Source organism: Desulfobacter latus (assembly GCF_013389365.1).
GTDB lineage: Bacteria > Desulfobacterota > Desulfobacteria > Desulfobacterales > Desulfobacteraceae > Desulfobacter > Desulfobacter latus.
Genome location: NZ_JACADJ010000005.1, coordinates 1 through 15,041 on the forward strand (window position 1 = coordinate 1; position 15,041 = coordinate 15,041).

The 15,041-nt window shown below is 46.8% G+C and carries 14 protein-coding genes; 12 read left to right on the plus strand and 2 right to left on the minus strand.

Annotated elements, in window-relative coordinates:
• The coding region (locus tag HXW94_RS02205) for a transposase (RefSeq protein WP_178365269.1) at positions 1–416 on the minus strand (416 nt) is incomplete at its 3' end.
• Between the two features lie 302 nt (positions 417–718).
• Between HXW94_RS02205 and HXW94_RS02210 the strand changes: the two genes are divergently transcribed.
• The 8 genes from HXW94_RS02210 (at position 719) to HXW94_RS02245 (ending at position 10,331) form a co-directional block, all read left to right on the plus strand.
• Complete coding sequence (locus HXW94_RS02210) at positions 719–1,474, plus strand: GIY-YIG nuclease family protein (RefSeq protein WP_178365270.1); 756 nt, start codon at positions 719–721, stop codon at positions 1,472–1,474.
• A gap of 216 nt (positions 1,475–1,690) precedes the next feature.
• Positions 1,691–1,975, plus strand: coding sequence for a BrnT family toxin (locus HXW94_RS02215; RefSeq protein WP_178365271.1), 285 nt, complete (start codon positions 1,691–1,693; stop codon positions 1,973–1,975).
• Positions 1,976–1,979: 4 nt separating this feature from the next.
• Positions 1,980–2,198, plus strand: coding sequence for a CopG family antitoxin (locus HXW94_RS02220; protein ID WP_178365272.1), 219 nt, complete (start codon positions 1,980–1,982; stop codon positions 2,196–2,198).
• A 423-nt stretch (positions 2,199–2,621) separates the two neighbouring features.
• Positions 2,622–6,485 (plus strand): DUF3857 domain-containing protein, encoded by a 3,864-nt coding sequence (locus HXW94_RS02225; RefSeq protein ID WP_178365273.1) that lies wholly within the window; start codon positions 2,622–2,624, stop codon positions 6,483–6,485.
• Positions 6,486–6,704: 219 nt separating this feature from the next.
• The gene (locus HXW94_RS02230; protein ID WP_178365274.1) at positions 6,705–7,175 is read left to right on the plus strand and encodes a response regulator; all 471 of its coding nucleotides are present in this window, start codon (positions 6,705–6,707) and stop codon (positions 7,173–7,175) included.
• Positions 7,176–7,317: 142 nt separating this feature from the next.
• Positions 7,318–8,610, plus strand: coding sequence for an RNA-guided endonuclease IscB (gene iscB, locus HXW94_RS02235; RefSeq protein WP_178365275.1), 1,293 nt, complete (start codon positions 7,318–7,320; stop codon positions 8,608–8,610).
• Positions 8,611–8,689: 79 nt separating this feature from the next.
• Positions 8,690–9,346 (plus strand): hypothetical protein, encoded by a 657-nt coding sequence (locus HXW94_RS02240; protein WP_178365276.1) that lies wholly within the window; start codon positions 8,690–8,692, stop codon positions 9,344–9,346.
• Positions 9,339–10,331 carry a diguanylate cyclase gene (locus HXW94_RS02245; RefSeq protein ID WP_178365277.1) on the plus strand — a complete coding sequence of 331 codons (993 nt, stop codon included), beginning with the start codon at positions 9,339–9,341 and terminating at the stop codon, positions 10,329–10,331. The genes HXW94_RS02240 and HXW94_RS02245 overlap by 8 nt, the downstream gene beginning before the upstream one ends.
• A gap of 71 nt (positions 10,332–10,402) precedes the next feature.
• Here HXW94_RS02245 and HXW94_RS02250 read toward each other — a convergent pair whose 3' ends face one another.
• The gene (locus tag HXW94_RS02250; RefSeq protein WP_281357788.1) at positions 10,403–10,600 is read right to left on the minus strand and encodes an aconitase family protein; all 198 of its coding nucleotides are present in this window, start codon (positions 10,598–10,600) and stop codon (positions 10,403–10,405) included.
• Positions 10,601–11,606: 1,006 nt separating this feature from the next.
• On the opposite strand from HXW94_RS02250, the gene HXW94_RS02255 reads away from it, so the two are divergent.
• The 4 genes from HXW94_RS02255 (at position 11,607) to HXW94_RS02270 (ending at position 15,028) form a co-directional block, all read left to right on the plus strand.
• Complete coding sequence (locus tag HXW94_RS02255; protein WP_178365278.1) at positions 11,607–12,242, plus strand: hypothetical protein; 636 nt, start codon at positions 11,607–11,609, stop codon at positions 12,240–12,242.
• Between the two features lie 162 nt (positions 12,243–12,404).
• Positions 12,405–13,880, plus strand: a complete 1,476-nt coding sequence (locus HXW94_RS02260; protein ID WP_178365279.1) for a right-handed parallel beta-helix repeat-containing protein — start codon at positions 12,405–12,407, stop codon at positions 13,878–13,880.
• A gap of 72 nt (positions 13,881–13,952) precedes the next feature.
• On the plus strand, positions 13,953–14,432 hold the full coding sequence (locus HXW94_RS02265; RefSeq protein WP_178365280.1) for a hypothetical protein: 480 nt from the start codon (positions 13,953–13,955) through the stop codon (positions 14,430–14,432).
• 110 nt (positions 14,433–14,542) lie between these two features.
• The gene (locus tag HXW94_RS02270; RefSeq protein ID WP_178365281.1) at positions 14,543–15,028 is read left to right on the plus strand and encodes a hypothetical protein; all 486 of its coding nucleotides are present in this window, start codon (positions 14,543–14,545) and stop codon (positions 15,026–15,028) included.
• Positions 15,029–15,041 lie beyond the last annotated feature (13 nt).

Below are 15,041 nucleotides of genomic sequence, written 5' to 3' on the forward strand. Positions count from 1 at the left end.
GCCTTGAAAATCAACCCGATATCTGTTGGATAAGAAATATTGTTGGGTAGTACAGTGGAATCAATCAGCATAGTACTCTTATCAATAACTTTTGTAACCCTTAGCAGATCGAAAATGACGGCCTCTATGGCTTCAATCCCTTTTATACCAAAGCGTTTTCGCAATTTGCTCAGGTTGCTGGGATGCATGAAAGTAGACAAATCTTCATCTGGGACATTGCAAAAGTATTGAATATACCGGTTTTCTTTAACCTGATTAACGACCGTCCGATCACTGAGCGACCGGAGTTTTAAAACAATAAAAATCCCTACTATTGTCCGGATCGGGGTGCCTATACGTCCCTTGCTGTCATCATAATAGCAAGCCAGTTTGTCGATGATTCTTTGCCAGGGGATAATTTGGCGTAAAATAACCAATTCATTGGTCGGATCATTAATGTTATTTTTTACCCACTCTTCACTAAAAGCTTCAGTGTTTTTTTTTCGATCATTTTCAATCCTCTATTTATAGTTTATAAGCATAAGGGCGTTTTATTCAAGCTTTTGTACAACAGAATAGGATAGCATTCAATAGGTGCTTTAAAGCCGATAAAATAGAAAATCAGCAGATACTAAATAGACTTGATCTGAATCTGGCATTTGTTTTCAAAATTTACACCAAAATTAATAAGTAATTGAATTTATTTAATAAAAAACTATCGAACCGAGGGTATTTAATTATGAGTAAACCGGGATACGTTTACATACTTTCAAACGATGCCTATCAAGAAGATTATTACAAGATTGGCATGACCTCACGTTCTCCAAGTACAAGGGCTTTTGAACTATACAATAAAAATACCGCTGTCCCAGGTAAATTTTCTGTTGAATTTTCAATAAAAGTATCTGACTGTGCTTTGGCGGAGCGACAGATACACTCCCAACTCTCAACGTACCGGGTAAATAATTACCGGGAATTTTTTAAAGTCCCGATATTCAAGGCACGGCAAGTCATTATCAAAGTCTGCGAGAAAATTGATCAACCGCGACAAAAAAATGCTGTAAAAGAAGTAAAGTCAAACTCATCCGGTGCCTCGTTCTATAGATCAAAGGAATTAAACGAACAATATATTAAAGACCAAGTTGAACAAAAAAGAAAGCTACGTCTTGCTGCTGAACAACCAAACCCCACCCACGCAGAAAGTTTGCCAAAACATGTTCACAATATCCTAAAAACTTTTCAAGTTAAAAATAGAAATGAGGCTTTTCAAGATAAAAGAGAAGTAAAGGAATGTTATTATTGCAAAAAATACTTTCAAAAAAAGGAAGGATATCTACATCCTACTGGTAAATTTGTATGCAATAAGTGTGAACATTCAATTGTTGAACCGCCTGACAATATGGATTCAAATGGAATTGTATATGCAGGCTTTATATTGTTTTCACTTTTTTCTCTTTTTATATTCATGCTAGTATTATTAGGTTTAATAGGATAGACTATTGTTGTAATACCAAAAGGGAAATATTGCACAACAAAACGCTTGAAGGGACCGGGCTACCTGCGCGGCGTTTTGGGAGGTATATGGTTCAAGAAAGTTTTAACTTTCATCGGAGCTTTTTGGGTTTAAAGCCCGGCCCCTCAGCTCCCCGTTTTTTTTTCCTTTAAAACAAATGCCCTTGACACATCATTATGATATATTTACAGTGTAAATATGAACAAATTGATTTTTGAATGGGATGACACAAAAAACAAAATCAATTTAAAGAAACACGGGGTCTCTTTTGAAGAAGCCCAAACGGTTTTCTTTGATGATAATGCAATTGAATTTGACGACCCTGATCATTCCCTTGATGAAGAAAGATATTTGCTTTTAGGTTTTAGCCAAAGCCTTAAAATTCTGGTTGTATGCCATTGTTATCGGGGTAGTGAATCCACAATACGTATTATTTCAGCCAGGAAAGCAACTAAAAAAGAACAAAAAGCGTACTATAGGTGACATCATGAGGAAAGAATATGATTTTGAAAACATGAAAGGGCGTAAAAATCCTTATGCGAAACACTTGAAAAAACAGGTTACCATTCGGATGAGCGTCGATATCATTGAATATTTTAAAGAACTGGCGGAAGAAACAGGCGTTCCTTATCAAAATTTAATTAATCTCTATTTACGAGATTGTGTTCAATCAAATCGTAGGCCATCGTTGACTTGGTCATCATAATTAGGAGAATAGGGATAGGACTCCCCATTACTGAGGAGCCCTCCCACACCACCCGGCATACGGATCTCGTACCAAGGCGGTTCGGCTGGTGTTAACAAAATCGGCTGTAGGTTATCCCACCGATTTACCGGGTTTTGTGTAGAGTCATGCTATGGAAATTTCGGCCACTGCCGCATTATTCCCATAAAATCCTTCTACTTACTCACCACAACCATTTACCCAAGCCATTCGGCCCGGGTACCGTTCAGGCCTTCATCGGGGTGAGGCCTCCGTGATGACTGGCGTGATGACTGGGGTCAGAGTAAAATTAAGCGTTAAATTCACTCAAGAAGGAAAAGAAAAGAGGAAGGCTGGTTGGGTGGCGGAAGCCAGAAATTTAATTTTACTCTGACCCCAATTTTTACCAATTATTAAGGTGGAAAAATGAGATTGAAAAAATATTGTGCGGTTATTCTGATTCTGGTACTCCTGGTACTTCCCCGTGTGCTGGTGGCAACACAATTAAAATCGGAGTGGGCCCCTGTCAACTATGGACAGGTCATGGCATTGGCTGCCGAAGCCGATGTCCAACGTTTTCCCAATGGCGATGTGGTAGATCTGGTCCGCAAAACCTTTGTTCGCTATCAGGCCGACGGCCGGTATGAGGAGTATTATGAAATATACGCCAAAATTTTAACTGAAAAAGGGCGCCGGCAGTTCCGAAGTGTTTCCTCCTCCTTTACCATCCCCTATAATGAAACCGAGTTCAAAGTCGTTGAAGTCATCCGCCCGGGCGGACAGCGCATTGCCGTTGACCTGACGCACAACTCCCGGGTAACGGTTGAGCAGTCCCAGATGGCCACCAATATTTACAATCCGAACAGCCGCATCCTGAGCGTGACCCTGCCCGACGTGCAGATTGGCGATATCGTACACTTTATCATGTACGACCGCTTTGCCAAGGTCAGGGTGCCCGGCACCTTCAGTGATTTTGTAACCTTTGAGGGTGAACACCCCATTATCAGGGCTGAATATATATTGGCGGCACCCAGGAACCTGCCCCTGAAAAGCATTGCCGTCAAATCCGAGATAAAAGGATCTATCCGTTTCGACCAGGATAAAATCAACAATGAAATCATCTACCGGTGGACAGCCCGAAACGTTCCCAGGGCCTTCAGGGAACCGGATATGCCGCCCCTTCATACCCAGGTACAGCGATTGCTGATCAGCACGCTCACAGACTGGCAGGCGCTGTCCCGGTGGTACTGGCAGCTGAGCAAGCCGGCCATTGAGGATGACACGCCTGAGATGGCAGCCAAGGTCAGGGAGATTACCGAGGGTATTGATGACCCCATGGAAAAAATACAACACATATTCCGCTGGGTATCCCAGGAAATCCGCTACCTGGGCATTACGGTTGAAAAGGAGGCACCCGGGTATGAGCCCCATCCCGTCAGCCTGACCTTCAACAGCCGGGCAGGTGTCTGCCGGGACAAGGCCGCATTGCTGGCAGCCATGCTGCGGCTGGCAGGGTTGGATGCCTATCCGGTACTCATGATGAACGGGCCCCGCAAAGATGAAGAAGTGCCCCAGCCGTACTTCAACCACGCCATCACCGCGGTGCGGCTCAATGAAGGGGAGTATGTACTCATGGATTCAACCGATGAGAACACCAAGGAACTGCTGCCGGCCTATCTCAATGACCAAAGTTATCTGGTGGCCCTGCCCCAGGGCGATACTCTGCGCACAAGTCGGGTGGAACCGGCCGAAATCAACATGATGCGGATCCGGTCCTATGGCCGTTTTGATAAAAATAACCTGCTGGTGGATACCACCCTGAGATTTGAAGGCGTCAACGATAATGCCTACCGGGGATTTTTTGCCCGTCTGGATGCACATAAGCTGCGCGGATTTTTTGAAAAAATTATTAAACAAAGTGCGCCCACAGCTGTTCTGGAGGCATTGGCCGTCTATCCGGACAATATGCAGGACACGTCCACCCCGCTCAAGGTCCGTCTTTCCGTTAACATCAGGGATTATGCGCTTGAGGCAGGTGATATGACCGTACTGCCCGGTCTTCAGATGGGCAAGAGCCTGGGCATGCTCAATTATATTTTGGGGGATATGGGGCTTAAAGAACGCAAGTATCCCCTGGTGACCGGGCATACCTGCGGGGTCGATGAACGACTGGAAATAGATCTGCCGGACAGGCTGCAAAAAAACATCAGCCTGCCCGATCCCTGTAAGGTCAGCCATGATACCCATGCCTGGCAGCAAACGACGTCTCTCGCCGACGGACGCTTGATCAGCCAGGGACGGTTTACACTTGATGTGACGGAGTTCCAGCCAAAGGAATATGCCGTGCTGCAGGAAACCCTGGCTGCCGTTGCCGCGGCCAGGGTCCGCAAAACCGTGATCACCCCCGGGGAGAAGGACCTCACAAGCAAAAGCGACGCGGTCATCCTTGAGGATATCAACCGCTTTGAGGTGACATCGGCCGGGGACTGGACCGAAATCAAAACCCTCAAACTCAAGGTGCTCAACTATAACGGCCGCAAACGATTCGGGGATATACACATCGCCTATAATCCGGCATGGGATGCAGTTGAGGTTGAACGGGCTGCGGTAACCGCCCCTGATGGCCGGACCCAGGAGGCTTCAAAAAAAGAAATAAACCTGATGGATGCCCCCTGGGCCGGTATGGCCCCGCGCTATCCTGCGTCCAAAATTATGGTCATCAGCCTGCCGGGTATCAGCGAAGGCAGTGTGATTGACTTGACGGTACGCAAGAAAAAGACCGGGCGCCCCTTTTTCAGTATCAACGAAAACGCGATTGTTGACCACCGACGGGGGCAAAAGACCCACCAACGCCGTTTTTATCTTTTTGCCGACGGTGTTTTCAGCAGGGATATCCCCATACTTGACAAACAGGTTCAGGTTGTGATGCCTGCCGGTATGGCACTCCATATCAATAAAATTGATCCCGGGTCCATGATCACATCTGAGGTTAAGACCCGCCGGGACGGTGCCCGGGAATACACATTTCACGGCACAGATATACCGGCACAACGCAATGAAACCAATATGGTGCCGGGATTCAGCCGTCATCCGGTGGTACATGCCTCCACCGGAAACCTGGAACAATTTGCCCGGCAGCTGGACCAGGCCCTGGTTAAGGCCGCCGAACCGGATCAGCCCCTGTCCGCCCTGGCCCGTGACTTGGTCAAGGATATCACGGACACCAAAGAACGCATCCGCGCCATTCGTGACCACATCTCTTTGAATATCAACCGTATTGATACCGGCATATTCGATATGCCCCGCATCTCCCAGGCCACAGCAACCCTTGAAAACGGTTACGGAAATTCCTGCGACCGGACTGTACTGCTGTTCAGCCTGCTGAAGGCGGCAGGATTCAGTCCGGAATTTGTGCTGCCCTCAAGCCTGCCGGCGGCAGGCGCTCTGAATGCCCCTTTTGCCGAATCACCCAGCCGGCAGCTCTATGTTGATCTGCTGGTACGGGTGAAGATCCCGGAAGGCTGGATCTACCTGGGAGACACGGACCAATATGCGGCCCTGGGCACAACCGGTTATGACGGTCACCCCGGCCTGGCACTCAAAGAGGGCCGGGAAATATTGATCCATGGGTTATCGCCGGCGTATGCCAATGGCCGGGAAACCTGTGTACGGATGGATATCAATGCAACGGGCAAGGTGCGGCTGGACATTGAGCGCCGTTACCGGGGAACGGCCTATGCCCTGTTGAACAAACGATTCAGTGAACAGACACCGGAAGAACGCCGGCGCTACCACGAGGAATTGGTCTCCGACTTTCGCATGGGGGCCCGCCCCGCAGGCAGTTATGTAACTGATTTTGACGTCTATCCGGGTGTTGAACGATTTGCTGTTGAGGTGGATGATTTTGCGGCCCGGCAGGACGAATTTGTGATTCTGGATCTCCCCTTTGTGATTCACGGCTTTGCCGGTGCTGAACGGGATGACCGGTCAAGTCCGCTATTCAGAAACAAATCCAGCAACCTGACAACCAGAATCCGTCTGCATCGTTCCGCTGACCTGGACTTTACCCAGGTGATGCCGGCTGAGAAACAGGTCATAAAAGTACCCGGCCTGGGTCAGGTCTCCATGACCCGGGAAGTCAAGGGCCGGGTCATGACCCTTGAGCAGAAGATCACGCTGAATATGGGGGTGGTCATGCCCCAGACCTATCCGGAACTGGTTGAGGCCCGACAAAAGGTGGCAGATGCCGCCAACCGCACCTTGATATTAAAAATACAAGGCGGTCATTGAAATTTCCGCTTCCCGTCTCACGGGATATTTGCCATAAGGAATCCGGATAGCACATATCGTGTATATTGTGCCATTTAGCCACAACATAAAGATGGTTTAGATGTAAAAAGTGCTTATGGCAAATATCCGGAATACAGAAATGTTATTTGACAGGGTCCACTTTGAAATGCTAAAAAAATTTGACATTTTTGTTATTCACTCTTTAAAGGAAACGATACTATGGGGTTCTCCATTTTGCTGGTTGACGATTCCAAATTTATCCGTAAAGGAATAGCAAAGGAGCTTTCCAACATTTTAGCCGATAAAACCCTGAACTTGACAGAGGCGGCCAATGGTAAAGAAGCCCTTGAACATCTTTTTACCACCTCCTTTGACTTGGTGTTGCTGGATCTGACCATGCCGGAAAAAAATGGGTATGAAGTGCTTGAGGCGTTGAAGGAGAAAGGCATTCGGACAAATATTATTGTGCTGACGGCGGACATTCAACCAGAGGCGGAAAAAATTGTTAAAAAACTTGGGGCTCTTGCTTACATAAAAAAAGAACGCCCGTTGAACATGAAACCCCTTCAGGATATTTTAACAAGCATAGGTATATTGTCAACTACCCCTCGGCTAAAGACCGAGGGGCTTGAAAAAGCCCCAAAGTTGACCAGTCTAAGTGCTTCGAGTACTACGTTAGATCGGAAATAGGTACCCTGGGGTGCTCGCCAGCTCCAGGTTCTACGGTAAGTGGTTAAACAGGTTTAAGGGGTTAAGCCGATGCTGCTTGCGCCAAACCCGATCATAACATTGACGAGGCAAACATTACCTTGGAAACAAGAGGATTTTAAAATTGAACGTATTTGTTCTGGATACAAACAAAAAGCCGCAGAATCCGGTACATCCGGCAAAAGCAAGACTGCTTTTGACAGAAGGGAAAGCCGCAGTTTTCAGACAGTTCCCCTTCACAATCATTTTGAAAGAGACCGTTTTGGACGTGGCATCAAACCCGTTGCGGATCAAGATTGATCCGGGCAGTAGAGACACCGGAATTGCCGTGATTAACGACGATACCGGAGAGATTGTTTTTGCCATGGAACTGAGACATCGAGGCCAGCAGATCAAAAATAATCTGGAATCAAGACGAGCCATCAGAAGATCCCGGAGAAACCGGAAAACGCGATACCGAAAACCGCGTTTTGATAACCGGACCAGGGCGGAAGGATGGCTGCCGCCTTCATTAAAAAGCCGGATTCACAATATCGAAACCTGGGTCAACCGGTTGTGCCGGTTTTGCAATATTCAGGCAATTTCAATGGAATTGGTTCGGTTTGACATGCAGAAAATACAGAATCCCGAAATATCCGGTGTCGCGTATCAGCAGGGGGAACTCATGGGTTATGAGGTACGGGAATACCTTCTGGAAAAATGGGACAGAACGTGTGCCTATTGCGGAAAAACAGATATCCCATTGGAGATTGAACATATCGTGCCGAAATCGAAAGGCGGTTCCAACAGAGTCAGCAATCTGACACTGGCCTGTACGGCGTGCAACAGGAAGAAGGGGAACAAGCCCCTAGAACACTTCCTTTCAAGGAAACCGCGACTGTTGAAACGAATTCAAAAGCAATCCAAAGTGCCGCTCAAGGATGCGGGTGCCGTCAACACGACCCGATGGGACTTGTTCCGTACCTTGAAAAAAACCGGACTGCCGGTTGAAACAGGCTCCGGCGGTCTGACAAAATTCAACCGGACGACCAGGGGACTTCACAAAACGCATTGGCTCGATGCCGCCTGTGTTGGGAAAAGCACACCGGAAAAGATGTTTCAGATCGATAAGGCCGTGTTGATTGTAAAGGCAGACGGTCATGGCTCAAGACAGATGTGCAGGGTAAACAAGTTCGGATTCCCCCGGACAACAGCAAAGTCAACTGAGAAAAAAGTCAAAGGGTTTCAGACGGGCGATATCGTCAAGGCGGTTGTCACTTCCGGCAAAAAGGTTGGAACGTACATCGGACGTGTCGCTGTCAGAAAAAGCGGTTCGTTTAACATTAAAACAGTGGACAAAACAGTACAGGGCATTAGCTGGAAATATTGCAGGCTGCTTCACGCATCTGACGGCTATTCCTACAATACGACGTGCTAAGGTCCGGTGCCTGGGCTAATATCTTAATTATTAAGGAGGGCGGCAATTCCTCCCCTGAGCTAAAGACTCAGGGGTTTCCTTGCCGCATTTTATGAAACAGGTGCAGTTGACTGAAGATCAATATGAAATGCTCCAGGAAATTGTCAATATTGCAATGGGCCAGGCCGGCCACGATCTTGCCATCATTCTCAAATCCTTTGTTGATCTATCCGTTCCTGAAATTCTTGTGGTGGAAGCGGAACATGTTGCGGACAAGATACTTCAGGAGAGTGTCTTTTCTGAAAAAGAGCAGGTAAACCTTTTCCGTCAGACCTTTTACAATACTGCTTTTATTGAGGGGGAAGCCATTGTGCTGTTTGACAATGAAACCCGCCAGCAGTTCTATGAGATTCTTGGGCTTTCTGATAAAATGGATGCTGTTGAAGAGATTGATTTTATGCTGGAACTGACAAACCTCATGGTGGGTGCCTGCCTTAATAATATTTCTACGCAGCTGTTCAACCAGGCCATGACATTTTCTTCTCCTGAGCTTCTTTCGGAAAACAGCCGGCTTGGGAATATTGCCTACGATATTTTTAAAAGAAGAAATCTTAAATGGGATTACACCCTGCTTTCAAAAATAACTTTTAAGCTAAAGGAGAGATCCTTTAAAAGTGATCTTTTGATTTTTATTTCCCAGGAGGCCATAAATGCAGTAGCTCAAGCCCTTGACAAACTGTTGGCGGAATATGAATAAGATGATTGATAATCTGGATATGCTGTACGATATTATTGATCACGTTAATATCGGAATGACGGTGCTGGATAAAGATAACCGGGTGGTGTTCTGGAACAAATTCATGGCAAAGCACAGCGGTATCCATTCTTCAGATCTGCTTGGAAAGAATCTGTTTGACGTATTTACCTATCTGCCTAAACAGTGGATGGAGTTAAAACTGAAAAGTGTCCGGCTGATCAAAAACTACTCGTTTGTATCATGGACCCAGAAGCCCTACCTGTTCCGTTTCAGCCACAGCAGCATGATCAAGGGGAACGGTGTTGATTTTATGCACCAGGACTGCACCTTTATTCCGGTGAGTGATCCCCTCACCGGAGATATCTACGTCTGCATCACCATCCACAACATGACCGATGTGGTGATCTCCCAGATGAAACTTTCCGAAATTTCAGATATCAACAAAACCCTTGAACAGATAACCAACCATGACAATCTTACCTCTCTTTACAACAAGATGTATATTGAGACTCAGATTCAACAGGAGTTCAATAAAGCCAAACGGTACGGTAATATTTTCTCGGTTTTGTTTTTTGACATTGATGATTTTAAGGGCGTAAATGATCAATATGGGCACCTTGCCGGTGACGAGGTGCTGAAGAAGATCGCAGAAACCATGAAAAAGCACCTGCGCCAGTCGGATATCATCGGCCGATATGGCGGAGAGGAGTTCTTGATTCTTCTGCCGGAGACAAACCTGAAAAGCGCATCAATGATGGCCCAGCGGCTGAGGGCGACCATTGAATCCATGACCACCCAGTACAAAGACAAAGAAATTAAAGTCACCATCAGCCTTGGCGTTGTCCAGTTCCGGCCGGACATTAAGAACGCATCCCAGATGATTCACGAGGCAGATCTTGCCCTCTACCATTCTAAAAAGAACGGAAGAAATCGGGTTACCCTGTATAAGATCACAGGATGTGCGGCGATGAAAACGCCGGGTTAGGCGTGATTCGGGAATCCCGGAGGGCACCTTACTTATTTATTGCAGTGCTGAGGGCTGAGGCATGAATTTTTTTACCCTTTGATATCAGTCGACTTGGCCGGTATGAAAAATTTTTCATCTTTGATAAAGGCCCACAGATAATCCACCGTGGTCTTGTCCGGCAGGCAGATGCCCGAGGTGGTACCGGCCTCAACGGCCATATTGGACAGGGTCATGCGCTGCTCCATGTCCATGGCATCCACCACAAGCCCGCCAAACTCAATGACCATATTTGTGATCCATACTGTTATGAAAAAAATGTATTATTTTTATGTAAATATTGTTATGATTTTTTTTACCTAATAGCGCTTAAAACCCTTCTTTACTGGTTCAGGGAATTCACAGGACAGTCGCATGAAATTTCGGTTTTAATAAATTCAATAGGTTATAAAGCGTTATTTTAGTTCTTGTGTTCTCTTTAAAAGTTTTATTTTTTTAACTATCTGAATTTATAAAAATTAAAAATCATGCCAATTTTTCATGCGATTACCCTAATGGAATTCATGGTTTTGTGGTATATTTTTTGCTTTATTTTTTATTGTGGGAAATGTGCTTGTGTCACCTGATATTCTATAATTCTCTCATTCTCTTCTCAATAAATGTGCTTGTGCTACCTGATATTCTATAATTCTTTCATTCTCTTCTCAAATTGATTCCCGCCAATAAAAGCTTTTGGGCCAAAAAAATACATCTGTTTACCCTTTCAGAAGGGGGGCATTACAAAATCTATCGCTGTTTACAATGTTGTTGATACTGGCAGGAAACCCTTTTTTGGGGAGGGGACAATATAGCGGTTACTTTAGGTAAATATTTGGTATTCAGAATAGAAATCTAAAAATGCAACATATTGTTTTTATGATACATTTAAGTTTTAAAAAGCTAAAAGGAGGGCTATATGAATAGAAATCAACATTATGTTTGACCAACCGTTTGGCGGACTTCCGGAAGGGGAATACTGGATTGCAATCCAGGCAGTCAATTACAATTGCGCAACAGTCCAGTGGGGATGACAGGAATCTCATGATCACTGGGGCGCAAATGCCGGTCGGATCTTTCCCGGTAATCCTGTGTCCAATGATATCCTGGCCGATGTGGATATGGCTTTCAGGCTTAACCAGACTCCCATACCCACGACTTTTTTGATCCTGAGTACCGGATTCCGGGACTTGTGGGCGTGAGACGTAACAGGAACGATAATTTTTAGAAATCAACCTAACATCAAAAGGAGAATCGACAATGAAAAAGAGTGTATTTGTGTGTTTTTTACTGATTATGGTATTCGGGTGGGCAGGTATGGCTTCTGCAGCCCTGACATTTGACCTTGATTTCGGCCAGGACGGTGTATACGAGGATTACTGGGAATTACAGCCTTCAGAATTTGTCTTTATCGACCTGTATGTATCCGGCATTCCAGCCGAAGCCAACGGCCCAATCGTTACCAATATTCTCGGCTTGGCAGGCATGGGTATTGATATCGTTTATGATCCCAGTGCCGTTGAAATTACTCCGGGAACAGAATTGAAAATGCCCAAAATATTTGGCAGCACCGATTTCTCAACCCCAGGTCATATTTTCATGTTGGGTCAAGCCATGCCAGCTCAGGACGGGATTTACGGAGATGATATTTTGGTCGGCACTATCGAATTCCACTGCATCGCCCCTACCGGTATCACTGAACTCTGGCTTTACGATTCAGATCATGGCGCTGGATTTGATGACTGGGGCCTATTCGATGGTACAGTATTAGACGCAGATATTTCCGGCGGGGTACTTCTGGGCCGTATCAACCAGACCCCTGTTCCGGGTGCATTGCTGCTGTTGGGATCGGGCCTGCTGGGATTGGCAGGTGTTAAAAGGAAACTGCACAGTTAGCGAAAATGCATGAAAGACCGCCCGGCAATAGCTTGAAGCGGTCATGTGCATTACCACTTATTCGGCCGGAGGGGGGTCGGAAGATCCGGCCCCCTGTTTTTTTCGGCCAGACAAACACGACCAAGGCTGTACCCGGATCTTTACCATTTACTGGAATGCTTCATGAAAACGATTCCCCTACATTTTTTTCTGGCAAGGATTGCGATATTCTGCCTCTTTTCGGCCGGGGTGCCTGGCATCCCGAAGGCACAGGCCGGTGTCACCCTTTCTGTTTCCCCTTCCGGAACCCCCTACAGCACGATTCAAGGGGCTATTGATGCCGCCCGGGACGGTGACACCATCCAGGTTTATCCCGGCACCTATTATGAAACCATTGTGTTTTCCGGAAAGGCGATCACCCTCGAATCCACAAAAGGGGCCGACATCACTGTCATTGACGGCGGGAAAAACGGACCTGTGGTAACGTTTCAAGACAACGAAACAAGGGATTCGGTGATCCAGGGATTCACCATCACCAACGGCAGAGGATACTGGGGGGCTTTTGGCGGCGGGATATTTTGTGCCGGCACAGCCTCTCCCCGTATATTGGACAATATCCTATCAAAGAATACAGCACTGCATTACGGCGGCGGCATCTGCTGTTACGAATATGCCTCGCCTGAAATTTCCGGAAACGTCATCACCCACAACACTGCCGATGAACACGGTGGGGGAATCTTCTCTTTTTTCAAAGCAGCGCCCGTCATCGCCCATAATACTATCCAAGACAACACCTGTGATGACTACGGCGGGGGAATCTGCTGCTTTTTATATGTCGATGCGCAGATTATCGACAACCTTATTTCAGGTAACCATGCCGGACGCTGGGGCGGCGGCATTTTCGGTTATAACGCATCCCCGGACATCCGGCGCAACAAGATTTTTGGCAATTCGGCCGGCCAGAACGGCGGGGGGATTGCCCTGGACCGGACCGAATCTCTTATTGTCAACTGCATGATTGCCGGCAATGCAGCCGTCCGGGGGGGAGGGGTCTGGATCGGGTATGATGCAACCCCATTTCTGCTTCATAACACCTTGACGGACAACCTGGCAGAAGAGGGGCATGAATTGTGGTCGGGATTCCGGTCTTTGATAAGGATTACAAATTCCATTGTCTGGAACCTGGCCGGCAACATGATCTACAATGATGCAGACTCAGCAACAGAGGTGAGTCACAGCACTGTTTTTGGACATTTCCCTGGTCCGGGAAATATTGGCGATGCCCCCTTATTTGCAAATCCTGACCAGATGGATTTCCACCTGACCCCTAACTCCCCCGGTATTGATAAGGCATTGCATGCAAGTGAAGTTCAGATAGATTTTGAGTGCGACTCACGGCCCCTTAAAGCGGGGTATGACATGGGAGCAGACGAATTCAGACCGGCACCCTGTATGGGGAATGCAGACAACGATACAGATGTTGACATATCGGATTTTGCTATATTTGCAGCGGATTTCGGCAGGACCGATTGTGAACGGGATACGGCTTGCAACAGCGACTTTGACGGCGACGGTGATGTTGACGTATCGGATTTTGCCATATTTGCAGCAAATTTCGGCAGGACCGATTGTCTCCATGATGATGGATCCGGTTTTTAAAGATCCAAGCAAGGTAAGACAGGATGACCTATTGCCGTGATTTCGCCGGATTTGTAAAGGAGATGGGATCCAATGCCTGCACTGATAACTAATATGGTGGGAACATGCCTTTTTTGGGTAATCGTATTACCCATGCCGGCATATGCAGGAGGTGGAAAGCTTTCAGATGGGTTGCCCAAAACCGGGGGAGGCCCGTGTGAGTATGCAGCATATAAAGGCAAGGCAAAAATTATTTCGGTAAAGGAAATTGACAGGCCCCAGAATTATGGTGGCGGTTCCCACAAACGGTACGCGGTAAAATTTGTTTTCAGCACACAAGAGAAACTCACGCCCCCCCATTTCCGTGTGACCCAAAGGGTCTTTGACATGAAACTGGCAAACGGGTGGCATCTGGGGCCGGAATTCCTTGATAAATACGGAATCAGGGAGAATGTCATTTTTGACTGCATAGTCAAGACTGTTACAAAAGGACCATGCACACCCGTGGTTTTTGATTTCCCGAAAATTCATCTGGACGATTACTTTGAAAATAGAAAACCGGAAAGGGGGTGATCCATCATATCAGTCCAACACACAAAAGGAAAAACAGCTAACGATGGCCCCGGACCCGGGGAAACCAGAGATTTCAACCCGATCATACATAATAAATACAGGGAGGCAATATGACATCCTTAAAGCTTTTAGCCCTATCAGCAGCCATGATCATAGCATTTTCCAGTTCCGCCTTGTCATGGGAGCAGAGCCCGATCCAGGATGGGGGAACAGTGGCATCTGACAATCAGGGCGCACTATCACCGGAGATGGCAAAGGACAAAGAGCTTATGGCCCTTGAAGATGAGTGTGCCGGCCATATCCTTGAGATCCTGGCTCAGCTGCAAAAGGAAACAGACCCGGCAGCGCGGGAAAAATTGCAGAAGCGTATCCAATTCCTTAAACAAGACCTTGAAATTGTCATCAAAGAGTGTCAGCTCAATAAGGCTGTTGCAGCGGAAAACACGGCCCAGATAACACAACTCAAAAAGATCCTGGAGGATCTTTATAACTCCGGGGGAGGTACACCCAATGCGGATGAACATTCACAGCCGGACATCCCGGAAAAAATGAAAACAGGTGCTGATCAAACCAATAAAAACCCGGATGACGCATAAAAGGAGGAGGGAA